The following is a 26458-nucleotide window of genomic DNA, read 5'->3' on the forward strand; positions in this document are numbered from 1 at the left end:
TCAGACGTCAATCGCCGCCGCCGACCCCGCCGCCTTGCGCAGTTCAAACTTCTGGATCTTGCCGGTGCTGGTCTTGGGCAATTCGCCAAACACCACCGCGCGCGGTACCTTGAAACCCGCCAGGTGCTTCTTGCAATGGGCCACGATGTCCTCGGCCGTGGCGGTGGCGTTGGCCTTGAGTTCGATGAAAGCGCAAGGCGTTTCGCCCCAGCGCGCGTCGGGCTTGGCCACCACGGCAGCGGCCAGTACGTCGGGGTGGCGGTACAACACGTCTTCCACCTCAATGGAAGAGATGTTCTCGCCGCCCGAGATGATGATGTCCTTGCTGCGGTCCTTGATCTTGATGTAGCCGTCGGGGTACTGCACCGCCAGGTCCCCGCTGTGGAACCAGCCGCCCTTGAAAGCCGCCTGCGTGGCCTCGGGGTTCTTGAGGTAACCCTTCATGGCGATGTTGCCGCGGAACATGATTTCACCCATGGTCTCACCGTCCCAAGGCACGGGTGCCAACGTCTCGGGGTCGAGCACCTGCACATCGCGTTCCAGGTGGTAGCGCACGCCCTGGCGGGCGTTGAGGCGGGCGCGCTCGCCCACGTCGAGTGTGTCCCATTCGGGGTGTTTCACACACACCGTGGCCGGGCCGTACACCTCGGTCAGACCATAGACGTGGGTGAGGTCAAAACCCAGGTGCTCCATGCCCTCGATCATGCTGGCCGGCGGCGCGGCGCCGGCCACCATGGCCTTGATGCCGGCCGGCACGCCGGCCTTGAGGTCCGTCGGCGCGTTCACCAGCAGGCCATGCACGATGGGCGCGCCGCAGTAGTGCGTGACGCCGTGATCGCGCATGGCATCGAAGATGGCCTTGGCCTCAACCCGGCGCAGGCACACGTTCACACCCGCCCGCGCCGCCAGCGTCCAGGGGAAACACCAGCCGTTGCAATGGAACATGGGCAGCGTCCACAGGTAGACGGCGTGTTTGGGCATGTCCCATTCCATCACGTTGGACAAAGCGTTCAAGGTCGCGCCCCGGTGGCTGTAGACCACACCCTTGGGGTTGCCGGTGGTGCCACTGGTGTAGTTGAGCGCGATGGCGTCCCACTCATCGCCAGGCAGTGCCCATTCAAATGCAGCATCGCCCTGGGCCAGAAAGGCCTCATAGCTTTGGTTGCCCAAGGCGTCACCCGGACCATGAACCGCGTCCTCTGCATCGATCACCAGCAGCGGTGTGGTGGCCTTGCGCAGCGCCAGGGCCTTTTTCATCACCGGCATAAACTCCACGTCCACGATCACCGCCTTGGCCTCGCCGTGGTCGAGCATGAAGGCCACGGTCTCGGGGTCCAGGCGGGTGTTGATCGCATTGAGCACGGCACCCGCCATGGGCACGCCGAAGTGGGCCTCCACCATGGGCGGCGTGTTGGGCAACATCACGGCCACGGTGTCGTTCTTGCCAATGCCGTGGCGTTGCAGGGCACTGGCCAGTTGGCGGCAGCGGCGGTAGGTGTCGCCCCAGGTCTGGCGCAGGGCGCCGTGCACGATGGCCAGGCGGTTGGGGTGCACCTCGGCGCTGCGCTGCAAAAAGGACAGGGGCGACAGCGGCGCATGGTTGGCTGCGTTCTGCGGCAGATCACGCTCATACATGTGGGTCATGGGGTCTCCAGTTGCACGGGAATCAGCCCGCAATTTAAGCCATCCGGCTGACGCAGGGGGCAAGGCAAAATACCCCCATGGCCATCCCCCCATCCTTTATCCAGGAACTGCTCTCCCGCGTGGACGTGGTGGAGGTGGTGGGTCGGCACGTGCAGCTCAAGAAGGGCGGCGCCAACTTCATGGGCTTGTGCCCGTTCCACGGTGAAAAGTCGCCCTCGTTCAGCGTCAGCCCCAGCAAACAGTTCTACCACTGCTTCGGCTGCGGTGTCAGTGGCGACGCGATCAAATTTCTGACCGAGCACACGGGCGTGAGCTTCATCGAAGCGGTGAAGGACCTGGCTGGACAGGTGGGCCTGCAAGTGCCCGAGGACGAAGCCTCGCCCCAGGACCGTGCCCGCGCCGCTGCTGCGCGCGAAAAACAGGTCACGCTGACGGATGTGCTGGAGAAGGCCGCCCACGCCTATGCAAAACAGCTCAAGGGCGCGCCCCGTGCGGTGGACTACCTGAAAAAGCGCGGCCTCACCGGCCAGATTGCCAAGACCTTTGGCCTGGGCTACGCACCCGAAGGCTGGCGCTTTTTGTCCACGGTGTTCCCCGACTACGCCGATGCCCGGCTGGAGGAAAGTGGCCTGGTCATCGTGCATGAGAACGAAGGCGAGGAAACCAAGCGCTACGACCGCTTCCGTGACCGCATCATGTTCCCCATCCGCAACGTCAAGGGCGAGGTCATCGCTTTTGGTGGCCGCGTGCTGGACCAGGGCGAGCCCAAGTACCTCAACTCGCCTGAGACGCCGGTGTTCAGCAAGGGCCGCGAGCTGTACGGTCTGTTCGAAGCCCGCACCGCCATGCGCCAGCTCGGCTACGCGCTCGTCACCGAGGGCTACATGGACGTGGTGGCCCTGGCCCAGCTGGGCTTTGGCAACGCGGTGGCCACACTGGGCACGGCGTGCACGGCCGAACACGTGCACAAACTGTTCCGCTTCACCGACGCGGTGGTGTTCAGCTTCGACGGCGACGCCGCCGGCCGGCGCGCCGCGCGCAAGGCGCTGGACGCCGCCCTGCCCCTGGCCACCGACACCCGCAGCGTTAAGTTCCTGTTCCTGCCAGCCGAACACGACCCGGACAGCTTCATCCGCGAACACGGCGCCGAGGCCTTTGCCGCCGCCGTCAAAGGCGCGCTGCCGCTGAGCCGCTTCATGCTCGACGCCGCCAGCGCCGACTGCGACCTCGACACCGCCGAGGGGCGCGCCCGGATGGCCAGCCAGGCCCGCCCGCTGTGGACCGCCATGCCCGATGGCGCGCTCAAGCGCCAGTTGCTGGGCGACATCGCCGACATGGTGCAGCTGGGCCAGCACGAGCTGGGCGAGCTGTGGCAGTTGCCGGGCCAGGGCGCACCCCGCAAAGGCAGCGCGAACAAGCGCCCACCCGCACCCGACTACCACTCGGAGGGCGGCTACGCACCCGACGAACCCAGCGGGTACAGCCCAAGCCCCCGCTACAGCAACAACGCTGGCGGCTATGGGGCAAGCACCCGCACCCGGCGCGACGGCAAACCCTGGCCCAACAAACCCACGACCGACCGACCGCGCCGCCCGCCCGGTGGCCGCTCGCGCCCCGCCAGCCGCAGCGACCGCGCGGTGGGTCTGCTCCTGGCCAACGCCCAGGCCTGGGAGAGCCTGAGCGCCGAAGACCAGGCCATGCTGGCCCACCTGCCCGACCCGCACGGGGCGCTGTTGACGTGGCTGGAGGCCCAGCTGCACGAACACGGCGCCCAGCCCTGGGCGGCGCTGCGCGAGGGCCTGCGCGGTCACCCCTTCGAATCCTTTGCCCTCCAACAGGTCGAGCAGGCCACAGCGGGCAACGACGCCGAGGCCGAGCTGGTGGAGCTGCGCGACGTGATGGACCGCATGCGCCTGGACCAGTGGGAAAACGAAGCCAGCGAGCTGGCCACGCTGGCGGCCGACGACCCCGCCGCCCTGCAACGCCTGCGCGAACTCAGCGCCCGGATTCGCGCCCACAAAACCCCAAAATCCGGGACGCCGGTATAATCCAAGGTTTCCCGCAAGCGCGACAGCAGCACCTCCGGACCAGCCTACCGTCCACCAGCGACGACCGAGCCACCACACTCGACAGGCCCACCGCCCCATGACCCCGTCGTGGCGGCCCCGCAAGGACTGCACACCAAATGTTCGCCCACACAGCTTGCACCCAGGCCCTGCCTTCAGCAGGCGCTTGACCGAGCCCCATTGGCTCGGGCGTTCCGTGTTCCCGCCCGTTCGTGTTTGTCCCGACATTTTTGAGGTCCGCATGCCCCAGAAGAAGTCCAGCCCGTCCGCCGCTGCCCGCACCACGCCCGCCAAAAAGGCCGCGTCCAAGCCCGCTGAAGCCGTGCCCAAGCCCAAGACGAAAGCCCCCGCTGTGACCGCCAAGACCCCCGCCCCTGCTGCCAAGGCCGCCAAACCCCTGTCCAAAGCCGCTCAACTCAAACAAGCCGCTGACGAACTGCTGGCCAGCGCAGCTGAAGCCGAGCCCAAGAAAAAAGCCGGCCGCCCGGCCAAAGCCGCAGCCGCCCCCAAGGCAGACAAACCGGCCGCCAAACGGGGCCGCAAGCCCAAGGCGGCGGCGGCCAAAGACAGCGATGGGCTGGACGATGCCGACCTGTCGGACATCGAAGACCTGACGGAAGAGGTGGCGGAAGAAGCGGTGGCAGAGACCACCGAAACGACCGAAAAGGTCAAGCCGCTGCGCATGAAGATCAGCAAGGCCAAAGAGCGCGCGCTGATGAAGGAGTTTGGCCTCGACGACACCGTGTTGTCGGAAGAGGAAGCCAAGCTGCGCCGGGAACGCCTGAAGACCCTGATCAAGCTGGGCAAGACGCGCGGCTACCTGACCCACGGTGAAATCAACGACCACCTGCCCGACAAGCTGGTGGAAGCCGAGACGCTGGAAGTGGTGGTCTCGCTGCTCAACGACATGGGTGTGGCCGTTTATGAACAGACGCCCGACGCCGAAACGCTGCTGCTGAACAACACCGGCCCCACCGCCGCCACCGAAGAAGAAGCCGAGGAAGAAGCCGAAGCCGCCCTGTCCACCGTGGACAGCGAATTCGGCCGCACCACCGACCCGGTGCGCATGTACATGCGCGAAATGGGCACGGTGGAGCTGCTGACGCGCGAAGGCGAAATCGAGATCGCCAAGCGCATCGAAGGCGGCTTGAACGACATGATGGCCGCCATCAGCGAAAGCCCGGCCACCATCGCCGAAATCCTGGCCATGGCCAACGAAATCCGCGATGGCAAGGTCGTCATCTCCACCGTGGTGGACGGTTTTGCCGACGCCGACGCGGCCGACGACTACGTGGCCGAAGAAGACTTCGATGACTACGACGAGGCCGACGACGACGATGGCAAGGGCGGCTCCAAGGCACTGACCCGCAAGCTCGAAGAACTCAAGCGCGAAGCGCTGAGCCGCTTCGACAGCATCGCCGAGCTGTTTGAAAAGCTGCACAAAACCTACGACAAGGAAGGCTACGGCGGTGCGCACTACATCAAGACCCAAAAGGCCATCACCGAACAGCTGATGAGCATCCGCTTCACCGCCAAGGCGATCGAGAAGCTGTGTGGCACGGTGCGCGATCAGGTGGACGGTGTGCGCAAGAAAGAACGCGAACTGCGCCGCATCATCGTGGACAAATGTGGCATGCCGCAGGAGAAGTTCATCGCCGACTTCCCGGCCAACCTGCTCAACCTGCAATGGGTGGAAAAGCAGGCCGCCGCTGGCAAGCCCTGGAGCACGGTGATGGCACGCAACATCCCGCCCATCCAGGAACTGCAACAAGGCCTGATCACCTTGCAGTCCAGCGTGGTGGTGCCACTGTCGCACCTGAAGGACATCCACAAGCGCATGAACGCGGGTGAATCGTCATCGCGCGACGCCAAGAAAGAAATGATCGAGGCCAACCTGCGCCTGGTGATTTCCATTGCCAAGAAGTACACCAACCGGGGCCTGCAGTTCCTGGACCTGATCCAGGAAGGCAACATCGGCCTGATGAAGGCGGTGGACAAGTTCGAATACCGCCGTGGCTACAAGTTCTCGACCTACGCCACCTGGTGGATTCGCCAGGCCATCACCCGCTCGATCGCAGACCAGGCGCGCACCATCCGCATCCCGGTGCACATGATCGAGACGATCAACAAGATGAACCGCATCAGCCGCCAGCACTTGCAGGAGTTCGGCTTCGAGCCCGATGCGTCCATCCTGGCGGCCAAGATGGAGATTCCCGAGGACAAGATCCGCAAGATCATGAAGATCGCCAAAGAGCCGATCTCCATGGAAACGCCGATTGGGGACGACGACGACAGCCACCTGGGCGATTTCATCGAGGACAGCGCCAACACCGCGCCCATCGATGCCGCCATGCAGGCCGGCCTGCGCGATGTGGTCAAAGAAATCCTCGACAGCCTGACCCCGCGCGAAGCCAAGGTGCTGCGCATGCGCTTCGGCATCGAGATGTCCACCGACCACACACTGGAAGAAGTGGGCAAGCAGTTCGACGTGACGCGCGAACGCATCCGCCAGATCGAGAGCAAGGCGGTGCGCAAGCTCAAGCACCCGAGCCGCTCGGACAAGCTGCGCAGCTTCATAGATAGCCTGTGACCCCCCTGCGCCGCGCCTAAGGGCGCGTCACCCCCCCAGGGGGCGACACCAGCCGTCCGGCAAAGCCGGCCCGGCGGTGTCCCCGGATGGGGTGTTTGGTGCGCTGATATTGTTTCGCCCCGGCCACATGGTCGGGGTCATTTTTTTGTGGGCTTATGAACGCAGAAAACCGGCGCGGCATCGTGATGATGTCGGCGGCCATGGCTTTTTTCATCGCCAACGACGCGCTGGTCAAGCTCGTGAGTGCCTCGCTGCCCACGGCCCAACTGATCTTCGTGCGCGGGCTGCTGACCACGCTGCTGCTCGGTGGCGTGGTGCTGGGCAGTGGCCTGGCGGCGCAGTGGCGGCACATGCTGCAGCCCACCGTGGCGCTGCGCGCGCTGTTCGATGCGGGCGCCACCTTCACCTACCTCACCGCACTGTTCCACCTGCCCATTGGCAACGCCACGGCCATCAACCTGTCGGCGCCGCTGTTCCTCACGCTGTTCGCGGTGTTTCTGCTGGGTGAACGGGTCGATGCCAAGCGTTGGGCGCTGATCGTGCTGGGCTTTGTGGGCGTGTTGCTGGTGGTGCAACCCAGCGCCGAGGGCTTCAACGCCTATGCGCTGCTGTGTGTGTTCGCCACCTTGCTGCACGCGGCGCGCGACCTGCTCACCCGCCGCGTGCCGGCGCAGGTGCCCTCGCTCATCATCACGCTGGCCACGGCCTGCACGGTCACGGTGCTGTCGGGTCTGTGGAGCCTGGGCGGCGAGTGGCGCCCCATGGGCAGCGCCTCGATGGCGCAACTGGCCGGTGCCGCCCTGTGCCTGGCCGCCGCCTACCACCTGCTCACGCTGAGCATGCGCGCGGGCGACATGAGTGTGATTGGCCCCTTCCGCTACAGCGGCCTGCTGGTGGCGCTGCTGCTGGGCTACCTGCTGTGGGGCGACGTGCCCAACGCGCTGGCCTGGGGTGGCATCGCGCTGCTGGTGGCGGCCGGCCTGGGCATGCTGCACAGCGAGCGCCAGCGCTCACGTGCCGCGCTGGACGCGGCGACGGACTGAAGCGACGCTCCCGTTGTTGGGTGCGCTCCTCTAACGCGCCGGGCGTCTCGGGCCCACAATGGCCCATGACCAAGCCCGCTATCCCCCAACACCTGCGCCGCTCTGACCTGCGCGCCACCGCCCAGCTGTTGACGCTGGCCACCCGCCAGGTGGCACAGGTGGTTGAAGGCATGCACCGCGCGGTGTTTGACCGCATTGGGCTGCCCGGCGCCGATGCACCAGGGCGCACGCGCGGCATCACGGGCTTGGTGTACCGCAGCATCGACGGCGTGGCGGCTGGGGTGGGCATCGGCGCCGAAGCGCTGCTCGCAGGGGCCGAGCGTTGGCTGCCCCCCGCCCCTGACGGGCCGGACTCACCCCAGCGCCTGGCGCTGCGCGCCGCACTCAACGGCGTGATGGGCGACCGCCTGGCGGCACAGGGCAACCCGCTGGCCCTGCCCATGCAACTGGTCCACGCAGGCACGGTGCTGGACACCGCCACCCGCCTGACACTGCCCGGGGCACCAGCGCGGCTGCTCATTGTCTTGCACGGCTTGTGCATGAACGACCAACAATGGACCGCCACCAACGGCACAGACGTGACGAACCACGGCGACACCCTGGCACAGGCCATGGGCGCCACCCCCCTGTTCGTGCGCTACAACACCGGCCGCCACATCAGCGACAACGGGCGCGAACTTGCGGCCCAACTCGAAGCCCTGGTGCGCGCCTGGCCCGTGCCCGTGACCCAGATCACCCTGATGGGCCACAGCATGGGCGGCCTGGTGGCGCGCAGCGCCGTGTTTGCCGCCCAACAGGCGCGCCTGGCCTGGCCTGGCCAACTGCGCCACCTGGTGACCCTGGGCACGCCCCACCATGGCGCGCCGCTGGAGCGCGCCGGGCAGTGGGTGCACACCCTGCTGGGCGCCCTGCCCCACACCGCGCCGCTGGCCACACTGGCGCGGCTGCGCAGCGCCGGCATCACCGACCTGCGGTTCGGCCAGGTGAGCGACGATACGCCCACGCCCACCGACCGCTTTGCCCACACCGACGACCGCCGCCAGCCCCTGCCCTTGCCCGAGGGCGTGGCCTGTTTTGCCATGGCCGCCACCCTGGCAGGCCAACGCAGCCGCGTCGCCGAACGTTTGCTGGGCGACGGTCTGGTGCCGCTGCGCAGCGCACTCGGTCAACACGACGACCCGGCCCACCAACTGGCGTTTGCGCCCGACCACCAATGTGTGCTTTACCGCACCGGGCACCTGGGCCTGTTGAGCAGCCCGGCCGTCACGGCGCAGTTGCTGCGTTGGCTGGCCTGACGAGGGCGCCCAAAGCGGCCACACCCACCGGCGCCTGCGGCAACCACGGCAGCACAAAGGTGCGCTGCGCCAGGCCGCTGGCAATGCGTTCGGCCTGCCTGTGTTCGCCCACCAGCCGCGCCTGCAGCAGTGGGTCGTGGGTGCCGGTGGCCGCCAGGCTTTTGTTGATGACCCAGGCCCAGGGTTCGATGTGGGCACGCCGCAAGTCGTCCTGCAAGGCGGCGGCCTGGCTCACCGGCGTGACCTCGGGCAAGGTGACGATGAGCACGCGGGTCATGTCGGCATCCTGCAAGCGCATCAGCGGCGTGATGAGGTGGGCCGTGCCACCCTTGCCTTCGTACTGGCTCATCATCTGCCGGTGGTAGGCGCCGGTGGCGTCCATCAGCAGCAGGCTGTGGCCGGTGGGGGCGGTGTCCAGCACCACAAACGCGGTGCGCGCCTCGTTGACCACACGGCTGAAGGCGTGGAACACCGCCACCTCTTCGGTGCAGGGCGATTGCAGGTCTTCCAACAGCAGGGCGCGGCCGGCATCGTCCAGCGCCTTGCCACGCGTGGCCATCATCTTGGCGATGTAGGCCTCGGTCTCAGCTTTCGGATCGATGCGGCCCAGCTTCAGACCTGGCAGCGCGCCGGCCAAGGCATCGGCCACGTGTGCGGCCGGGTCGGTGGTGGTCAGGTGCACCGCGTGGCCGCGCTGCACCAGGCCCACCGCCAGGGCAGCGGCGATGGTGGTTTTGCCCACGCCGCCCTTGCCCATCACCATGACCAGGCCATGGCCGTGGGCCGCCAGCTCATCGACCAGGTGCGCGAGCGGCTCGCCCGACAGCGCGATCTCGGATGCCGAGACCCGCGTGGTCGGTGCCGTGTCACCACTCAGCAGCGCCCGCAGCGCGGGCACGCCCACGGTGTCGAAGGGCCGCAGCGGCACCTCATCGAGCGGCAGCGCTGCCAGCACCGCGGGCAAATGCCGCACCGCGTCGCGGCCCAATGCTTCGATGGCGTTGGCAATGGGGTCATTCGGATCGGAGGCATGAAACACCCCGTTGACGGCCAGACGCTGGTGGCTCAAACCCAGGGCGCTCAGTTCCTCGGCCGTGCGCGCGGCTTCCTGCATGGGGCGCGGATCGGGCCGCGTGACCAGCACCACGGTGGTCAGCGCCGGGTCGCTCAGGGCGCGCAGGGCGGCGTTGAAGCGCGCTTCCTGCATCTTCAGGCCCGAGTGCGGCCCCAGGCACGAAGCACCCCGGTCGTTGCCGGCCAGAAAACCGGTCCACGCCTTGGGCAGGCTGAGCAGACGCAGGGTGTGCCCGGTGGGCGCGGTGTCGAACACCACGTGGTCATGCGGGGTGCCACCGCCCTCGCCGGCCAGCAGCGCGGCAAACTCGTCGAAAGCGGCAATTTCGGTGGTGCAGGCGCCCGAAAGCTGCTCGCGCACAGTCGCGCGCTCCTGCTCACTGGCGCTGGCCGCCAGTTGCGCCAGCACGCGCTGGCGGTAGGCCTCGGCGGCGGCATCGGGATCGATGTTAAGCACTTCGAGCCCGGGCACGCCAGGCACGGACACCGGCTGGTTGGACAGCGGCACGCCCAGCATCTCGTCGAGGTTGGATGCGGCGTCCGTGCTGACCAGCAGCACGCGCCGGCCACCGTCGGCCAGCGCGATGGCGGTGGCGGTGGACAAGGAGGTTTTGCCCACACCGCCCTTACCTGTGAAGAAAAGAAAGCGGGTCGGGTCGGTGGCAAAGCCGGGCAACGTGAGCGTGTTCATGTGGTCAGCATCGCACAGCCCGGCGTGGCCCGCACTGACGCGGGTCAAGGCCAGGCCTTGTGTCAGGGCCTGGGCAGGGTGACGGTGGCACGCAGGCCCGGGCCCGCGTTCTCGAAACACAACCCACCCCCATGCGCTTGCGCCACCAGCTTGCACAGGTACAGCCCCAGGCCCACGCCACCGGCGCTGCGGGTGCGGGCGCTGTCGGGGCGGTAGAAGGCTTCGCTCAAGCGGTGAAGTTGCTCGTCGGGCACGCCCGACCCATGGTCGCGCACCACAAGCTGCACCTGGCCCGCCTCCACCGCCAGCGACAGCTCAGGTGCTTGTGTTGACGCCGCCCCGTGGCGCAGCGCGTTGTCGAGCAGGTTGCGCAGCAGCAGGCGCATGCGCACCCGGTCCAGCAACAGACTGGGAAAGTGCGGCGGTACCCGCACGCGCACCTCAGCCGCTCGCACATGGCGCGCAGCCAGTTCGGTCAGCACCTCGTGCGCCAGCGCGGGCAGGTCCACCGGCTCGCGCTGCAGGGCCGCGTGCGGGCTGGACAGGCGCTCGCTCTCCAGCAGGTCAGTGATCTGGGCCGACATCTCCTGCAGGTCGCGCAGCAGGGCCTGGCGCTGGGGCAACACGTCCTCGCTTTCGGGCAGCAATTCGGTGTTGAGCCGCGCGCGCGTCAGCGGGCTGCGCAGCTCGTGGCTGATGGCCAGCAGCAGCGCACGCTTAGCGTCCAGCATTTGCTGGATGTCCTGGCCCATGGTGTTGATGGTGGCGGCCAACTGACCCAACTCGTCGGGCCGGTTCGCGTGCTGCACGGGGATGGGTTGCGAAAAGTCCCCGGCGCCAAAACGGCGTGCGCCAGCGCGTATGTCGTCCAGTGGGCGCAGCATGCGGCGCACGATGAGGAAAGCGGCGAGCGTGAGCAACAGCAGCGTGACCAGGGTCAGGCCAATCAAGCGCGGGCGGCGCTGGAAGGCATCGTCGTTGAGACCGAACTCGATCTGATGGCCATCGGCCGTGGTGCGACGCAGCAGGCGTGACCAGTCAGCGTCCTCGCCGGCGTTCGACTCCCGCTTCCAGCGCGCGCGCTCGTGGTCGGGGTGTGAACGCCAATTGACGCGGGGGCCCTGGACGTCGATGGTCAGCGGCAGGCGTTCGGTGAGGGCCTGGGCGCGTGCCAGGTCGGGCGCGCCGCCCACCGCGATATCGGCTGCCAGGTGGTCCACATAGTCCATGAGCAGCGGCCGCGCCGCCTCGCGCCAGCCCACCGAGAAGGCTTTCTGCGCGCCAAACAGAAATGCGGCGGCGACGGTCAGGGCCAGCAGCAGGAAGATCAGCACCAGGCGCAGCTTGATCGAGTGGCCCACCGCCTGGCGGGCGCGTCGGTGCCAGGGCGGGCGACGCGCCGTCATGGCAAGCGGCGAAGCGCCAGCGCGTAGCCGGCGTTGCGCAGGGTCTTGATGGCATCCAGCGGTTCGAGCTTTTTGCGCAGGCGGCTTACCACGATGTCCACCGCGCGGGTGTAGAGCTCGGCTTCGTGCCCACGCAACTGGTTGAGGATGTCGTCGCGATTGAACACACGTCCCGGCTCGCGCGCCAACAGCAGCAGCAGCTCGAACTCGGTGCCGGTGAGTTCGACCTCGGTGCCTTCGCGCAACACCCGTCGGCGTGTGGGCGCGATGCTGAGGCCACCTTCAAAACGCCATTCATCGGGGTCCAGCTCGGCCGGCGCGGCGGTGCGGCGGCGGCGCAGCACCGTCTGCACCCGCGCCACCAGTTCGCGCGGCTCGAAGGGTTTGGGCAGGTAGTCGTCGGCGCCCAGTTCCAGGCCCACCACGCGGTCCATCACATCACCGCGCGCGGTGAGCATGAGCACCGGGATGTCGCTGGTCTTGCGCAGCGTGCGGCACAGCTCGAAGCCGTCCATCTCGGGCAACATCACGTCCAGAATGGCGGCGTCAAAACCACCCTGGGCCAGCAAGGCCAGGCCTTCGCTGGGCCGCAGCGCCTGGGTCAGCGCCAACTCAAAGCGTTGGAAATAGGCGGCCAGCGGTGGACCAAGCTGTTCGTCGTCGTCGATGAGCAAGATGCGGGGCATGCGCCATTCTCACATCAGCACACGTTGCCGATGGCGCAGGATGAGGCGGCGCAGGCGCTGCTGGGCGGGTGCGCCCAGTGTGTCAAAGTGGTCGGCCGCCGACAACAGCTGTGGCAGCACCGGCAGGGCGGCCTGGGGCTGACGCTGCGACAGCCGGGCCCACAGGCCCAGCGCGTGCTCGCGGTCGAAGCGTGGGCCCCACACCAGGGCCAGCAGCTCGGCATGGGGGTCGTCGGTGCCGGCCAGCAAGCTGGCGCCACAGGCGCGCAGGTCGTGGGTCAGCGGTGACATGTTCAGCCCCGGCCCCAGCCACCGTGGCCACGCTTGTCCAGGCGCTCGCGCACCTGCTGCTGCTGGGCCGGGGTCAGGCTGTCGTAGAAGTCGCCAAAAGCGGCAATCACCTTGGGGCCGGCGCCTTGCACCTGTTGGGTCTTGCGCTCCAGCAGGCCCTGGGCAGCAGAGCGGTCGAACTTTTCACCCGCGATCAAGGCCTTGATCTCGGCACGCGGTTCACCGCCCTGTGCACGCCAGGCCTTGCGCTGTGCGATCAGCTCGTCGGCCAACACGCCCAGTTTCTGTTTCTGCGCCTCGTTGAGTTCGAGCTTGTTGCTGATGCGGGCTATGGCCTTGCCTCGCATCTCGGTCACGCGTTCGTCGCTCCAGCCACGGGCGTGGTCGCCACGCGATCCGCAGGCGGTCAAACCGCCCAGAACGATGGATGCGCCGAAGACAGCGATCAGGGATTTTTTGAGCCAGGGTTTCATGGTGAAGTCCTTTGTGAGCACGGGTTGAACATGGCCTCCATGGTGCCGGCCGGTCGGCGCTTCGTGGTCTCGGTGCGGTATCGCTTTATTTCGTTTTGTATCGACCGGCGCGCGGGCTTGCTACAGTTCAGCCTCCCCGACCGAGACACGACATGAGCACCGCCCCCATCCGACTCACCCAATACAGCCACGGCGCCGGTTGCGGCTGCAAGATCAGCCCGCAGGTGCTGGACGTCATCCTGGCCGGCAGCGGCGCGCAAAACCTGGACCCCAAGCTGTGGGTCGGCAACGCCTCGCGCGACGACGCCGCCGTTTACGCACTGGACGACGAACGCGGCGTGGTCTCGACCACCGACTTCTTCATGCCCATCGTCGACGACCCCTTCGACTTCGGGCGCATCGCGGCCACCAACGCAATCAGCGACATCTATGCCATGGGCGCCGACCCGCTGATGGCCATCGCCATCCTGGGCTGGCCGGTCAATGTGCTGCCGCCCGAGGTGGCGCGCGAGGTGGTGCGCGGCGGCCGCGCCATCTGTGACGAGGCCGGCATCCCGCTGGCCGGCGGCCACTCCATCGACGCTCCCGAGCCTATCTTTGGCCTGGCCGTGACGGGCGTGGTGGACAAGCGGCACATGAAGCGCAACGACACCGGCACCTTGGGCTCGCGCCTGTACCTGACCAAGCCGCTCGGCATCGGCGTGTTGACCACGGCCGAAAAGAAGGCGCTGCTGCTTCCCGAGGACGTGGGTGTGGCGCGCGACTGGATGTGCACCCTCAACCGCCCCGGCCGCCTGTTCGGCCGCCTGGCGGGTGTGAGTGCCATGACCGACGTGACCGGCTTTGGCCTGCTGGGCCATCTGGTGGAAATGGCCGAAGGCAGCGGCCTGACCGCCGTGTTAGACGACAGCGCCGTGCCGCGCCTGCCCGGCATCGATGCCTACATTGCCCAGGGCTGCGTGCCCGGTGGCACCCAACGCAACTTCGACAGCTACGGCCACAAGGTGGCGCCCATCACCCTGGCCCAGCAACAGCTGTTGTGCGACCCTCAGACCAGTGGTGGCCTGCTGGTGGCGGTCACGCCCGAAGGCGAGGCGGAATTCCTGCGTGTGGCCACCGAGGCGGGTCTGTCGCTCGCCCCGATTGGCGAGCTGGTGGCACGTTCAGCGCACGCGGTCGAGGTGCGCTGAACGCGCCACCTCACCCGGGGTTCAGAACACCTCGGTGTCCACCTCGCGGTTCGCCTGTTCGGTGTAGCGGTTGCCGGCCACCGTCTTGTTGTTGATCAAGGCCTCCAGACGGGCCATCACATCGGGCGACAAGCGCACCGCGTCGGCACCCAGGTTGTCCAGCAGGTGATCGACCCGCGAGGTGCCGGGGATCGGCAGGATGTGTGGCGCCTTGTGCAACAGCCAGGCAATCGCCAGCTGCGCGGGCGAACAACCCACCTCCTGCGCGATGGCCAGATAGGGTGACAGCAGGCGCTGGTTGGCGACAAAGTTGTCAGGCGCAAAACGCGGCATGGTGCGGCGGATGTCTTTGGCATCGAAGGCGCTGGTGTCCAACGGCCCGCACAAAAAACCGCGCGCCACCGGGCTGAAGGCGACGAAGGCGGTGCCCAGCTCGCGGCAGGCGTCGAGCACCGCGATCTCGGGGTTGCGTGTCCACAGCGAGTACTCGGTCTGCACCGCCGCGATGGGGTGCACCGCATGCGCGCGGCGCAAGGTGGCAGCCGACACCTCGCTCAATCCGATGCTGCGGATCTTGCCCTCACGCACCAGATCGGCCAGGGCGCCCACGCTGTCTTCCACGGGCACCTGCTTGTCCCAGCGGTGCAGGTAGTAGAGGTCGATGACATCGGTGCGCAGGCGTTGGAGCGCGGCCTCGCAGTTGGCCCTCAGCGTGGCCGGGCGGCCATCGATGACACGCACCAGTTGCCCGTCGCCCTTGAGGTCGGCACCGAACAGGCCACACTTGCTGGCCAACGTGAACCGGCTGCGGTGGGGCGCGAGTACCTTGCCCACCAGGGTCTCGCTGGCGCCAAAGCCATACAGCGCGGCGGTGTCGAAGTGGGTCACGCCCGCGTCCAGCGCGGTCAGCAGCAAACGTTCGGCATCGGCCTCAGGCACCGGCGGGCCATAGGCGTGGCAGATGTTCATGCAGCCCAGGCCAATGGCGCTGACGGTGAAGGGGCCGAGTTGTCGTTGTTGCATGGGTTCGCTCCTGGATGAAAAAACGGCCCCAGGCCATCGGGCGTGGGGCCGCAGCGCGTCGATGATAGGCAATCAGGCCAGCTGCTGCTCCAACTGATGCAACACCTGGTAGCAGGGCAGCACCTGGGCCACGCTGGCGTTGGGTTCGCGCCCTTCGCGGATGGCGGCGAAGAACTCGCGGTCTTGCAACTCGATGCCGTTCATGCTCACATCCACCTGGCTGACGTCGATCTTCTCGTCCTTTCCATTGAACAGGTCGTCGTAGCGGGCGATGTAGGTCGCGCTGTCGCCGATGTAGCGGAAGAAGGTGCCCAGCGGGCCGTCGTTGTTGAAGGACAGCGACAGCGTGCAGATGGCACCGTTGGCGGCCTTGAGCTGGATGCTCATGTCCATGGCAATGCCCAGCGTCGGGTGGATGGGGCCTTGCAGGGCGTTGGCCTTCACGATGGGGCTGCCGGCCTGGTACGCGAACAGGTCCACCGTGTGGGCGGCGTGGTGCCACAGCAGGTGGTCGGTCCAGCTGCGTGGCTGGCCCAACGCGTTCATGTTGGTGCGGCGAAAGAAGTAGGTCTGCACATCCATCTGCTGGATGTTGAAGTCGCCCGCCTGTATCTTCTTGTGCACGTACTGGTGGCTGGGGTTGAAGCGGCGGGTGTGGCCACACATGGCCACCTTGCCCGTCTGCTTTTGCAGGGCCACGATCTCCTCGCCCTCGGACAGAACGTCGCACAGCGGAATTTCAACCTGCACGTGTTTGCCTGCTTGCAAACAGGCCTTGGTTTGTGCGGCGTGCATCTGCGTGGGGGTGCACAGGATGACCGCGTCCACTTCCTGGATGGCCAGGCTGTCGGCCAGGTCGGTGGTCACGTGTTGGATGCCGTACTTGTCGGCCACTTCCTGGGTCTTGGCCAGGTCGCGGCTGATCAACGAGACAACTTCGACGTCGGGAATGTTCTTGATGCCGTCCAGGTGCTTGATGCCGAAGGCACCGGCACCGGCAAGCGCCACTTTGATGGTCATGGAGAGGTCCTCAGACGGTTTCGAGAATGGCGTGGCCCACCGCCGTGTTGCTGGCAGGCACATGGTAGAAGCGGTGCTTGAGCACGGGCTTGGGTCCGCCGGCCGCGTCGGCCATGGCGCCACGCGCGATCAGCCACATCACGAGTTCGATGCCCTCGCTGCCGGCCTCGCGCACGTAGTCGATGTGGGGCACTGACGCGCAGGCCTCGGGGTCGTTGATCAGCTTGTCCAGCCAGGCGTTGTCCCACTCGCGGTTGATCAGGCCAGCACGTGGGCCCTGCAGCTGGTGGCTCATGCCGCCCGTGCCCCAGATGTGGACATTGAGGTCTTCGTCAAAGCTCGCGACCGCGCGGCGGATGGCCTTGCCCAACTCGTAGCAGCGGCGGCCGCTGGGCACGGGGTACTGCACCACGTTGACGGCGAAGGGGATGACCGGACAGGGCCAGGCCTCCTTGACCGGGTCCTTCTGGCCGAACATCAACGACAACGGCACGGTCAGGCCATGGTCCACCGGCATCTTGTTGACGATGGTGAGGTCGAAGTCCTGCTGAATGACCGACTGCGCGATGTGCGAGGCCAGCTCTGGGTGACCCATGACCTTGGGCACGGGGCGTGGGCCAAAGCCTTCATCGGCCACCTCGTACTCGGCCGCGGTGCCGATGGCGAACGTGGGGATGAGGTTCAGGCTGAACGCGGTGGCGTGGTCGTTGTAGACCAGAAAAATCACGTCGGGTCTGTTGTCCTTGACCCACTGCTTGCCATAGTCGTAACCGGCAAAGACCTTCTGCCAATAGGGTTCGTGGGTCTTGCCCAGATCGAGTGCGGCGCCAATGGCGGGCACGTGCGAGGTGTAAACGGATGCGGTGATGCGTGCCATGTTCAGGCTCCTTGTGTCTTGCCAGCGGAGCCTTGCGGCTGATGGTGCGGCTGGGCGTCCCCGTCCTCGCCGATGTAGCGGTTGCCCTCGGCGCTGCGTCCTCCGTTGATCATCATGTCCCGGTACTCTTCCTCGGTCATGCCGGTCATGGAGCCAGCCATCTGCTGGAAACTCTTGCCATCGGTGGAGCCGATCTTGGCCAGGAAGTAGATGTTGCCGCCGGTGCGCATGCACCAGTTCAGATCGCGCGCCAGCACGGCCTGCTTTTGCTCCTCGGTCATGGGCCACTCGTCGAGGTAGGCGCGTTCTTCGGCCTTGAAGCGGGCCCGGTTCTCGGGCTTCATCAGGCTCATGCAGAACTGGTTGAGCCAGTAGCCTTTGCGGCTTTGCTCGGCATCAAAAATGATGGTGCCGGGCACGTCCTTGTAGGGTTTTTCCAGAGCCATGCTCAGTTCTCCTCAGGCCAATAAAGGCGCATCGGGTTTGCAACCAGCAGCTTGTGTTGCAGCTCGGCGGTCGGGGCGATGTGCGGGATGAAATCGACCAGCAGCCCATCGTCGGGCATGTGGTCCTTGAGGTTGGGGTGGGGCCAGTCGGTGCCCCACAACACGCGGTCGGGAAACAACTCGACCACGCGCCGCGCAAAGGGCACGACGTCGCGGTAGGCCGCCTGCTCGCCATTCAAGGCCTTGGGGCCGCTGACGCTCAGCCGCTCGGGACAGCTGACCTTGCTCCACACATTGGGGTGTTCGCGCATGAACTTGAGGAACAGCTCGAATTCCGGTCCGTCGATGTGCTTGCTCACGTCGGGCCGGCCCATGTGGTCCACCACCACGGTGGTGGGCAGGGCGGTGAAGAAGTCCCACAGCTCGGGCAGGTCCACCGCCTCGAAGTAGATCACCACGTGCCAACCGAGCTTGCCGATGCGGGCGGCGATCTCCATCAACTCGTCCTTGGGCGTGAAGTCCACCAGACGCTTGACGAAGTTGAAGCGCACGCCGCGCACGCCGGCGGCATGCAGGGCTTGCAGCTCCTCATCGGTGACCGAACGCTTGACCGTGGCCACCCCACGCGCCCTGCCACCGCTGGCCAGGCATGCGTCAACCATGGCGCGGTTGTCGGCGCCGTGGCAGGTGGCCTGCACGATCACGTTGCGCGCAAAGCCCAGATGGTCACGCAAGGCAAACAGCTGCTGTTTGCTGGCGTCGCACGGGGTGTACTTGCGCTCGGGTGCGTAGGGAAATTCGGCACCGGGACCGAACACGTGGCAATGCGCGTCCACACTGCCAGCCGGCAGTTGAAAGCGGGGTTGGGTCGGGCCGTCGTACCAGTCCAGCCAGCCGGCGGTCTTGGTGAAATCCCCTGTGGTGGGTTTGTTCATGGGTGCCTTCAGTCGATGTAACGCAGGCCGGCGGCGGCCAGCGGCTCGCGCATCTTGTACATGTCCAGGCCCAACACGCCGCTGGCCAGTTTGGCGCGTTTTTCGCCTTCGAAACTCTCGCGCTTGCGGGCCGCTTCCAGCGTTTGCACGGCAAGCGCGGCGGGCACACACACCACCCCATCGTCGTCGGCCACGATCACGTCGCCCGGCGTCACCAGCATGCCCGCACACACCACCGGGGTGTTGACCGACCCCAGCGTGGCTTTGATGCAGCCTTTGGCTGAGATGCACTTGCTCCACACCGGAAAATTCATTTCCTGTAGGGTTTTCACATCGCGCACACCGGCGTCGATGACCAACGCGCGAGCGCCGCGCGACTGGAACGACGTGGCGAGCAAGTCGCCAAAGTAGCCGTCGCCACATTCGGCGGTGACGGCGGCCACCACGATATCGCCCGGCTGGATTTGTTCGGCCGCCACATGCAGCATCCAGTTGTCGCCCGGTTGCAGCAACACGGTGACGGCCGTGCCAGATACCTGCGCCCCCGGGTAGATGGGCCGCATATATGGCTTGACCAAGCCCACACGGCCCATGGCCTCGTGCACCGTGGCCGAACCCAGAGCGGCCAGACCATCGGCGGCTGCGCGGTCGGCGCGGGTGATGTTGCGGTAGACAACGCCCAGTTCGTACATGTTGTTTTCTCCTTCAATGAGTGGCCTGTGGTGTGTGTGCGTTTTGCGTAGGTAAAGGAGGAGCCCGCGAAGCGGGCGGGGGACACGAAGCAAACCGCGCGCGCACCACAGGCCTGGTTGGTCGCTCGACAGGCTACTTTCCGGCGGCCTTCAGGCGCGCGTCCAGGCGCGGGAATACCCGGCGCGCGTTGCCTTCGTAGATCTTGTGGCGGTCGTCGCCGACGACGATGGTGGACGCCTCGATGTAGCGCTTGGTGTCGTCGTAGTAGTGGCCGGTTTCGGGATCGATGCCGCGCACGGCGCCGATCATCTCGCTGGCAAACAGGATGTTGTCCACCGGGATCACCTTGGTCAGCAGGTCGATACCCGGCTGGTGGTAGACGCAGGTGTCGAAGAAGATGTTGTTGAGCAGGTGGTCCTTGAGCAGCGGTTTCTTCAGCTCCTGCGCCAGGCCCCGAAAGCGGCCCCAGTGGTAGGGAACGGCGCCGCCGCCGTGCGGGATGATGAACTTCAGCGCCGGGAAGTCCTGGAACAGATCGCTGGTGAGGCACTGCATGAAAGCCGTGGTGTCGGCGTTCAGGTAGTGGGCACCGGTGGTGTGGAAACACGCGTTGCACGATGTGCTCACGTGGATCATGGCGGGGATGTCGTGCTCCACCATCTTTTCGTAGATGGGGTACCAGTGGCGATCGCTCAGGGGTGGGCTGGTCCAGTGGCCGCCGCTGGGATCGGGGTTGAGGTTGATGCCCACATTGCCGTAGTCCTTGACGCACTTTTCCAGTTCGGGAATGCAGGTGCGTGGGTCCACGCCGGGACTTTGCGGCAGCATGGCGGCGGGGACGAAGTTGTCAGGGAAGAGCTGGGAGACCCGATAGCACAGCTCGTTGCAGATGGCAGCCCAGGTGGACGAGGTGTTGAAGTCGCCGATGTGATGCGCCATGAAGCTGGCACGCGGGCTGAAGATGGTGAGGTCGGAGCCACGCTCCTTCATCAGGCGCAGCTGGTTGGTTTCGATGGACTCGCGCAGCTCGTCGTCGCTGATTTTCAGATCGGTCACCTTGGGGCCCAGCTCGGGCGTGTTGAGGTGGGCAATCTGGGCGTTGCGCCAGTTTTCCAGCGCCTTGGGTGCGGTGGTGTAGTGGCCGTGGCAGTCGATGATCATGGGGGGGCTCCTGTGCAATGTCGAGGTGTCAGGCCGGCTCCATGCCCTGACGGCGCTTGGCTGCGTCCGCCTCGGGCGAGGCCATGAAAGCCAGCATCGCGCGCGCCGCATCGGCCTGCGCCGAGCCGCTGCACACGCCGGCAGAAAACGTGGTGGTGATTTGTATGGCCGGTGGCAGCGCGCCAGCCACCGTGATGCCTTCAACGTGGATCAGCTCGCTGAGCTGCTGAAAGCCCAGGTCCACCTCGCCCTGTGCGACCAGCAACCCGACAGGTACACCGGGTGGTGGGGTCACCAGCCGCGCCCGGATGTCGTCGGCGATGCCCCAACGTTCAAACAGCTGGGCCAGTGCCACGCCACTCGGGCCGGTGGAGCAGCTGATGCGGGGCGCAGCCAGCACAGCGGCGCGGACCGCCGCTTCGCTGGACAGGTCGGGCAAAGGCGCACCCGCGCGCACGGCCACAGCCACGCCAGATCGCACCAGATCCACCCGGCTGTCGGCGTCAATGTGGTCACTGGCCGTCAGCCGCTCGATGGCGTCCAGCGCCAGCACCACCACATCAAAACGCTCGCCTGCGGCGACGCGCTTGGCGGCGTCCACCCCCCCCACCGACTCGAAACGTACCGCTTGCCCCGCACGTTGTTGGTAGGCGTCGGCCAGTTCGGCCAACACCTGTCGGGTGGCCATGGACGATATGCCGGTGAGTGTGGAGGTCATGGGGCGGTGATGCAATCAGGGCAAGGTGGGAGCGCCATTGTCGGGACACGGCCCAGGCTTTCCAAGTCCGGCGGTGCGCTAACTGCTATCGCATTTCGGCATAATCGAGCAAAAGCTATTCCCAGATCAGCATGGACCTCAAGCAACTGGAGTATTTTGTCCGCGTGGCCGAGCTGGGCAGCTTCACACGCGCCGCTGCCGCGCTGAATGTGGCCCAGCCGGCGCTCAGCCGCCAGGTGCGCCTGCTCGAAGTGGAGTTGCGACAAAACCTGTTGGTGCGCAATGGGCGCGGCGCCAACCCCACCGACGCGGGCAAGCTGTTGCTCGACCACGGGCGTGGCATCCTGCACCAGGTGGAACGTGCCAAGGAAGAGTTGGGCCGCGTGCGCGGCGCGTTGGCGGGCCGTGTGGCCATTGGCCTGCCCACCAGCGTGGCCAAGGTGCTGACCGTGCCGCTCACGCGCGAGTTTCGCCAGCGCCTGCCCGACGCGTCCCTGTCGATCAGCGAGGGGCTTTCGGCCAGCATGCTCGAAGGCCTGTTGACCGGGCGCCTGGACCTGGTCGTGCTCTACAACGCCACACCCTCGCCCGACATCGAACTCACCCCACTGGTGGAAGAAGACCTGTACCTGATACAGGCACCCGGCACCCCCGTGCTGCCAGCGGGGCACACGCTGCGCGAAGTCTCGGCGCTGCCGCTGGTCATTCCCAGCCGGCCCAACGCCATCCGCATGCTGGTGGAAACCGAGCTGGCCAACATCGGATGCCGACCGAAGATTGCGCTGGAAATCGACGGCGTGTCGGCCATCCTGGACCTCGTGGCCGATGGCGCCGGTAACGCGGTTTTGTCGCGAAATGCGGTCCGCACCTCGGCGCACGCCGGCACCCTGGTGGTGAGCCCGGTGCATTCGCCCCGGCTGCGCACGCGGCTGAGTGTGGCTGTGAGTGCACAGCGCCCCACCACCTTGACCCAACAGGCGATGCTGGAGCTGATCGGTCAGTTGGCACCCCGCCTGCTGGCCTGAGCGCAGCGGCCCTCACTCGCCGAGAAATTGGACGCTGAAGTCGGTGGCAAATGCCTCGTGGCCGCTGACCACCAGCGTCGCCACCCAACGGCTGTGTGTGCCGCCAGACGGTTGAAGGCGCAAGTCAGCGCGCTGCGGTTCGTAGTGTGTGGCCATGGGCTCAGACCACTCGCGTGTCACCTGAAGGTCGACGTCCCACTCGCCCCCATCGTCCAGGGCCAGCGGCTCGGGTGCCCCGTGCGCACGGCCCCACGCGTGGCACCAGGCCAGCACCTGCGTCAGCTCGGCCTGCAGCGCCGGCCAGCGCGCCTCGTTGACCGACGCCATGGCCTCGAAACTGCGCACACCTTCCGCAGATTCGTGGCTGTCAAACTCCAGGTAGTCCAAGTGCTCACTCCTTCGCCAGATCGGCCGGCCACACCAGGCGCACGCCTGTGCGCGCAGCCAACATGGCCACGTCGTCCATGGTGTCCACATCCAAGCGGTAGTGGCTGTTGGACGTCGCCCAGCGGAACACCGCAGCCGGGTGCTGCGCCTGCCACTGCGCCCCCCCCATGTCGGGACCTCCGGCCAACAGGGCAAGCGCTACAGCGCTCGAAAACACCACCGGGTTGCCAGGCAACCCATCCACCACCGGCCGCACAAAAGCGGTGCCCGGTGGCCGTGTGGCGTAGGCCGCCAGCAGATCGCGGATGTCCTGATCGTTGACCAAGGGTTGGTCGGCCAGCAGCACCACCACGGCATCGGCCGACTCCGTCAGGGCTCGCAACCCCAAATGCAGAGACGACACCTGCCCTTGATCGGGGGCCGGGTGGTGAACCAGCTGCACGGGCACGTCCTTGAGCAAGGGCGCGATGCGGTCCGCATGGTGCCCCAGCACCACCACCACCGACACCACACCTGCCTGCCAAACCGCGTGGACTTGGCGACGGATCAACGCCTGGCCATCGATCTCAAGCAGGCACTTGGGCCGGTGACCCATGCGCGAGCCGGCGCCGGCGGCCAGTACCAAGGCCGCCACACGGGCTGTGGCAGACGGAGAAACTGGATCACTCATCGGCGGTCTTGTGGGATAGGACGCTTCCAAAACGGACAAACCAGTCCGACAAACAGTAGCAGTGCTGCGAATTACGGTAGCAGAGCCACGCATTCAGGCGCACTTTTGGGGATGAGCGGAAACAAAAAAGCCGCTTTGCAGCGGCTAAATTGTTGATTTCAATGTAGAAATCTGGAGGCGCGATCCGGAGTCGAACCGGACTAACCGGATTTGCAATCCGGGGCATAACCGCTTTGCTATCGCGCCATGTGTGGCTCCATGTCATGCCCCCGTGGGCTCTGACAAAAAAGGGAAGCCTGGGCTTCCCTTTTTGAATCTGGAGCGGGAAACGAGATTCGAACTCGCGACCTCAACCTTGGCAAGGTTGCGCTCTACCAACTGAGCTATTCCCGCGTTTTTCAAACATCAACTTGAGCTTGCTGTCTGAAGCTGAAATTATAGCCATATTTTTGGCCTTCAGTCAAAGCACCCAAAAAATTTTCAGTGCTTCACCGAACCCGGCGCCTGCACACCCGTGGCAGCCGTCGTCGCCACGGCTGCGGCGGCCACCTCTTCATCGGTCAGCGGCACGGTCAGGCGCTCCAGTGCAATTTCCAGCACCTTGTCAATCCACTTCACTGGCACGATCTGCAGGCCACTCTTCACGTTGTCGGGAATCTCGGCCAAGTCCTTCACGTTTTCTTCGGGGATGATCACCGTTTTGATGCCCCCGCGCAGCGCGGCCAACAACTTTTCCTTCAGGCCACCGATGGCGGTGACTTCACCGCGCAGGGTGATCTCACCGGTCATGGCCACGTCGCCGCGCACCGGGATGCCCGTCAATGCCGACACCAGGGCCGTCGTCATGGCCGCACCCGCGCTGGGGCCGTCCTTGGGCGTGGCACCGTCGGGCACGTGGATGTGGATGTCGCGTTTTTCGAACATCTCGTCCTTGATGCCAAGGGCGCGCGAGCGGCTGCGCACCACGGTGCGCGCGGCCTCGACCGACTCCTTCATGACGTCGCCCAGCGAGCCGGTGCGGGTGATAACCCCCTTGCCAGGCATCAGCGCGGTTTCGATGGTCAGCAGATCACCGCCCACCTCGGTCCAGGCCAGGCCCACCACTTGGCCGACCTGGTTCTGCCCTTCAGCACGACCGTAGGTGTATTTGCGCACACCCAGGAAATCGGGCAGGTTGTCTGCCGTGACCTGCACGGGTGCTTGCAGCTTCTTGAGCAGCAGGCCCTTGACCACCTTGCGGCAAATCTTGGAGAGTTCGCGTTCAAGCGAGCGCACGCCGGCTTCGCGGGTGTAGTAGCGCACGATATCGCGCACCGCCGCCTCAGCCACTTGCATTTCGGCGTCTTTCACACCGTTGTTCTTCATCTGCTTGGGCAGCAGGTACTTCACGGCGATGTTGGTCTTCTCGTCCTCGGTGTAGCCCGACAGGCGGATGACCTCCATGCGGTCCAGCAGCGCGGGCGGGATGTTCATGGAGTTGGAGGTCGCCACGAACATCACGTCGGACAGATCGAAATCAACCTCGACATAGTGATCGCCGAAAGTGTGGTTCTGCTCGGGGTCCAGCACCTCCAGCAGCGCGCTCGACGGGTCACCGCGGAAGTCGGTGCCCAGCTTGTCGATCTCGTCGAGCAGGAACAGCGGGTTGCGCGTGCCCACCTTGGTCAGGCTCTGCAACACCTTGCCCGGCATGGCGCCGATGTAGGTGCGGCGGTGACCGCGGATCTCGGCCTCGTCGCGCATGCCGCCCAGGGCCATGCGCACGTACTTGCGCCCGGTCGCCTTGGCGATGGACTGCCCCAGCGAGGTTTTGCCCACGCCCGGTGGGCCGACCAGGCACAGGATAGGCGCCTTGACCTTGTCCACGCGCTGTTGCACCGCGAGGTATTCGAGGATGCGGTCCTTGACCTTCTCCAGGCCGAAGTGGTCTTCGTTGAGCACGCCTTCGGCCAGGCCCAGGTCGTGTTTGATCTTGGTCTTCTTGCTCCAGGGCAAACCAGTGAGCACGTCGATGTAGTTGCGCACCACCGAGGCCTCGGCCGACATGGGCGACATCAGCTTGAGCTTCTTGAGCTCGGCGTCGGCTTTCTTGCGCGCCTCGGCCGGCATCTTGGCCAGCTTGATCTTTTTCTCGACCTCTTCGATGTCGGCGCCCTCTTCGCCCTCGCCCAGCTCTTTCTGGATGGCCTTGACCTGTTCGTTCAGGTAAAAGTCGCGCTGGTTCTTCTCCATCTGGCGCTTGACGCGGCCACGGATTTTTTTGTCGACGTTGAGGATGTCCACCTCGCGCTCAAGCTGCGCGAACAGGTTCTCCAGACGGCGCGCCACCTGCTCCAGGCCCAGCACCTCCTGCTTGGATTCGAGCTTGAGCGGCAGGTGAGCGGCGATGGTGTCGGCCAGGCGGCCGGCGTCATCGATGCTGGAAATGGACGTGAGGATTTCCGAAGGGATCTTCTTGTTGAGTTTGACGTACTGGTCAAACTGCTGCATCACGGCACGGCGCAGGGCTTCAAGCTCGGCGGTGTCGGTGTCGGCCAGCTCCTGCGTGGCCTCCAGCGGGTGCACCGAAGCGGTGAAGTGGCTTTCGCCGTCCTCGACCGACAGCACCTGCGCGCGCTGCACACCTTCCACCAGCACCTTCACGGTGCCGTCGGGCAACTTGAGCATCTGCAGGATGCTGGCCACGCAGCCCATCTCGAACATGTCGTCTGCCGTGGGCTCGTCCTTGGCGGCGGCTTTCTGGGCCACCAGCATGATGCGGCGCTCCACCTCCATGGCGGCCTCAAGGGCCTTGATGCTTTTGGGTCGTCCTACAAACAGCGGGATGACCATGTGCGGGAACACCACCACATCACGCAAGGGCAGCAAGGGCAGCGTGGTGGGGGTGGGGGGCAAGGGGGTTTGGCCGGACATATCTACCTCAACAAATTCGTACTCACTTGGGGTCGCTGGCACCAATGTCAATAGACACTGTACGCCTCCGCCCAAGCACCTGCCACATCCCTGCGGCCAGCAGGTGAATCATCGGCGCGTTGCATGTGGGTCAACGCGCCG

23 protein-coding genes and 2 tRNA genes are annotated in these 26458 nt (G+C 66.0%); 6 read left to right on the top strand and 19 right to left on the bottom strand.

Going from position 1 to position 26458, the window contains the following annotated elements; all coding sequences use genetic code 11:
- Complete coding sequence (locus ACFQPB_RS15515; RefSeq protein ID WP_382225089.1) at window positions 1–1644, bottom strand: acyl-CoA synthetase; 1644 nt, start codon at window positions 1642–1644, stop codon at window positions 1–3.
- 77 nt (window positions 1645–1721) lie between these two features.
- On the opposite strand from ACFQPB_RS15515, the gene dnaG reads away from it, so the two are divergent.
- The 4 genes from dnaG to ACFQPB_RS15535 all read left to right on the top strand — a co-directional run bounded on the left by dnaG (window position 1722) and on the right by ACFQPB_RS15535 (window position 8638).
- Window positions 1722–3692 (top strand): DNA primase, encoded by a 1971-nt coding sequence (dnaG, locus tag ACFQPB_RS15520; RefSeq protein WP_382225092.1) that lies wholly within the window; start codon window positions 1722–1724, stop codon window positions 3690–3692.
- Window positions 3693–3951: 259 nt separating this feature from the next.
- Window positions 3952–6300 (top strand): RNA polymerase sigma factor RpoD, encoded by a 2349-nt coding sequence (gene rpoD / locus ACFQPB_RS15525; RefSeq protein WP_382225095.1) that lies wholly within the window; start codon window positions 3952–3954, stop codon window positions 6298–6300.
- A gap of 155 nt (window positions 6301–6455) precedes the next feature.
- Window positions 6456–7343 (top strand): DMT family transporter, encoded by an 888-nt coding sequence (locus ACFQPB_RS15530; RefSeq protein ID WP_382225098.1) that lies wholly within the window; start codon window positions 6456–6458, stop codon window positions 7341–7343.
- Between the two features lie 65 nt (window positions 7344–7408).
- Entirely contained in the window at window positions 7409–8638 is a 1230-nt protein-coding gene (locus ACFQPB_RS15535; RefSeq protein WP_382225101.1) for an esterase/lipase family protein, read from the top strand.
- Here the strand turns inward: ACFQPB_RS15535 and arsA are convergent.
- From arsA to ACFQPB_RS15560, 5 genes are all read right to left on the bottom strand, one after another.
- Window positions 8607–10403 (bottom strand): arsenical pump-driving ATPase, encoded by a 1797-nt coding sequence (gene arsA / locus ACFQPB_RS15540; protein WP_382225104.1) that lies wholly within the window; start codon window positions 10401–10403, stop codon window positions 8607–8609. The two genes, ACFQPB_RS15535 and arsA, sit on opposite strands and share 32 nt — an antisense overlap.
- A 62-nt stretch (window positions 10404–10465) precedes the next feature.
- Window positions 10466–11809: a HAMP domain-containing sensor histidine kinase gene (locus ACFQPB_RS15545; protein WP_382225107.1), complete on the bottom strand. Its 1344-nt coding sequence runs from the start codon at window positions 11807–11809 to the stop codon at window positions 10466–10468.
- Window positions 11806–12495 carry a response regulator transcription factor gene (locus ACFQPB_RS15550; RefSeq protein WP_382225110.1) on the bottom strand — a complete coding sequence of 230 codons (690 nt, stop codon included), beginning with the start codon at window positions 12493–12495 and terminating at the stop codon, window positions 11806–11808. The genes ACFQPB_RS15545 and ACFQPB_RS15550 overlap by 4 nt, the downstream gene beginning before the upstream one ends.
- 9 nt (window positions 12496–12504) lie before the next feature.
- Entirely contained in the window at window positions 12505–12786 is a 282-nt protein-coding gene (locus ACFQPB_RS15555) for a hypothetical protein (protein WP_382225113.1), read from the bottom strand.
- A 2-nt stretch (window positions 12787–12788) separates the two neighbouring features.
- Complete coding sequence (locus tag ACFQPB_RS15560) at window positions 12789–13259, bottom strand: Spy/CpxP family protein refolding chaperone (protein ID WP_382225116.1); 471 nt, start codon at window positions 13257–13259, stop codon at window positions 12789–12791.
- 152 nt (window positions 13260–13411) lie between these two features.
- Between ACFQPB_RS15560 and selD the strand changes: the two genes are divergently transcribed.
- Entirely contained in the window at window positions 13412–14449 is a 1038-nt protein-coding gene (selD, locus tag ACFQPB_RS15565) for a selenide, water dikinase SelD (protein ID WP_382225119.1), read from the top strand.
- 21 nt (window positions 14450–14470) lie between these two features.
- On the opposite strand, the gene ACFQPB_RS15570 is transcribed toward selD, so the two are convergent.
- The 8 genes from ACFQPB_RS15570 to ACFQPB_RS15605 form a co-directional block, all read right to left on the bottom strand.
- Window positions 14471–15472 carry an aldo/keto reductase gene (locus ACFQPB_RS15570; protein WP_382225122.1) on the bottom strand — a complete coding sequence of 334 codons (1002 nt, stop codon included), beginning with the start codon at window positions 15470–15472 and terminating at the stop codon, window positions 14471–14473.
- Window positions 15473–15544: 72 nt separating this feature from the next.
- Window positions 15545–16492, bottom strand: coding sequence for a Gfo/Idh/MocA family oxidoreductase (locus tag ACFQPB_RS15575; RefSeq protein WP_382225125.1), 948 nt, complete (start codon window positions 16490–16492; stop codon window positions 15545–15547).
- Window positions 16493–16502: 10 nt separating this feature from the next.
- The gene (locus ACFQPB_RS15580; RefSeq protein WP_382225128.1) at window positions 16503–17369 is read right to left on the bottom strand and encodes a class III extradiol dioxygenase subunit beta; all 867 of its coding nucleotides are present in this window, start codon (window positions 17367–17369) and stop codon (window positions 16503–16505) included.
- 2 nt (window positions 17370–17371) lie between these two features.
- Window positions 17372–17815 carry a protocatechuate 4,5-dioxygenase subunit alpha gene (gene ligA, locus ACFQPB_RS15585; RefSeq protein ID WP_382225131.1) on the bottom strand — a complete coding sequence of 148 codons (444 nt, stop codon included), beginning with the start codon at window positions 17813–17815 and terminating at the stop codon, window positions 17372–17374.
- Between the two features lie 2 nt (window positions 17816–17817).
- Window positions 17818–18750, bottom strand: a complete 933-nt coding sequence (locus tag ACFQPB_RS15590; RefSeq protein ID WP_382225134.1) for an amidohydrolase family protein — start codon at window positions 18748–18750, stop codon at window positions 17818–17820.
- Between the two features lie 8 nt (window positions 18751–18758).
- Entirely contained in the window at window positions 18759–19442 is a 684-nt protein-coding gene (gene ligK, locus ACFQPB_RS15595) for a 4-carboxy-4-hydroxy-2-oxoadipate aldolase/oxaloacetate decarboxylase (RefSeq protein WP_382225137.1), read from the bottom strand.
- Window positions 19443–19575: 133 nt separating this feature from the next.
- Window positions 19576–20604 (bottom strand): amidohydrolase family protein, encoded by a 1029-nt coding sequence (locus ACFQPB_RS15600; protein WP_382225139.1) that lies wholly within the window; start codon window positions 20602–20604, stop codon window positions 19576–19578.
- 28 nt (window positions 20605–20632) lie between these two features.
- The gene (locus ACFQPB_RS15605) at window positions 20633–21322 is read right to left on the bottom strand and encodes a substrate-binding domain-containing protein (RefSeq protein ID WP_382225142.1); all 690 of its coding nucleotides are present in this window, start codon (window positions 21320–21322) and stop codon (window positions 20633–20635) included.
- Between the two features lie 131 nt (window positions 21323–21453).
- Here ACFQPB_RS15605 and ACFQPB_RS15610 point away from each other — a divergent pair, with 131 nt between their 5' ends.
- On the top strand, window positions 21454–22347 hold the full coding sequence (locus tag ACFQPB_RS15610) for a LysR substrate-binding domain-containing protein (protein WP_382225144.1): 894 nt from the start codon (window positions 21454–21456) through the stop codon (window positions 22345–22347).
- 12 nt (window positions 22348–22359) lie between these two features.
- Here ACFQPB_RS15610 and ACFQPB_RS15615 read toward each other — a convergent pair whose 3' ends face one another.
- The 5 genes from ACFQPB_RS15615 to lon form a co-directional block, all read right to left on the bottom strand.
- Window positions 22360–22734: a hypothetical protein gene (locus ACFQPB_RS15615; protein WP_382225147.1), complete on the bottom strand. Its 375-nt coding sequence runs from the start codon at window positions 22732–22734 to the stop codon at window positions 22360–22362.
- A gap of 4 nt (window positions 22735–22738) precedes the next feature.
- Window positions 22739–23404, bottom strand: a complete 666-nt coding sequence (locus ACFQPB_RS15620; protein ID WP_382225150.1) for a nucleotidyltransferase family protein — start codon at window positions 23402–23404, stop codon at window positions 22739–22741.
- Window positions 23405–23576: 172 nt separating this feature from the next.
- Window positions 23577–23650: transfer RNA gene (locus tag ACFQPB_RS15625), tRNA-Cys, on the bottom strand.
- A gap of 71 nt (window positions 23651–23721) precedes the next feature.
- A tRNA-Gly gene (locus ACFQPB_RS15630) sits at window positions 23722–23797 on the bottom strand.
- Between the two features lie 87 nt (window positions 23798–23884).
- On the bottom strand, window positions 23885–26317 hold the full coding sequence (gene lon / locus ACFQPB_RS15635) for an endopeptidase La (RefSeq protein WP_382225152.1): 2433 nt from the start codon (window positions 26315–26317) through the stop codon (window positions 23885–23887).
- Between the last annotated feature and the right edge of the window lie 141 nt (window positions 26318–26458).

It is taken from the genome of Hydrogenophaga atypica (genome assembly GCF_042665215.1).
In the GTDB taxonomy this organism is placed as follows: Bacteria; Pseudomonadota; Gammaproteobacteria; order Burkholderiales; family Burkholderiaceae_C; genus Hydrogenophaga; species Hydrogenophaga defluvii_A.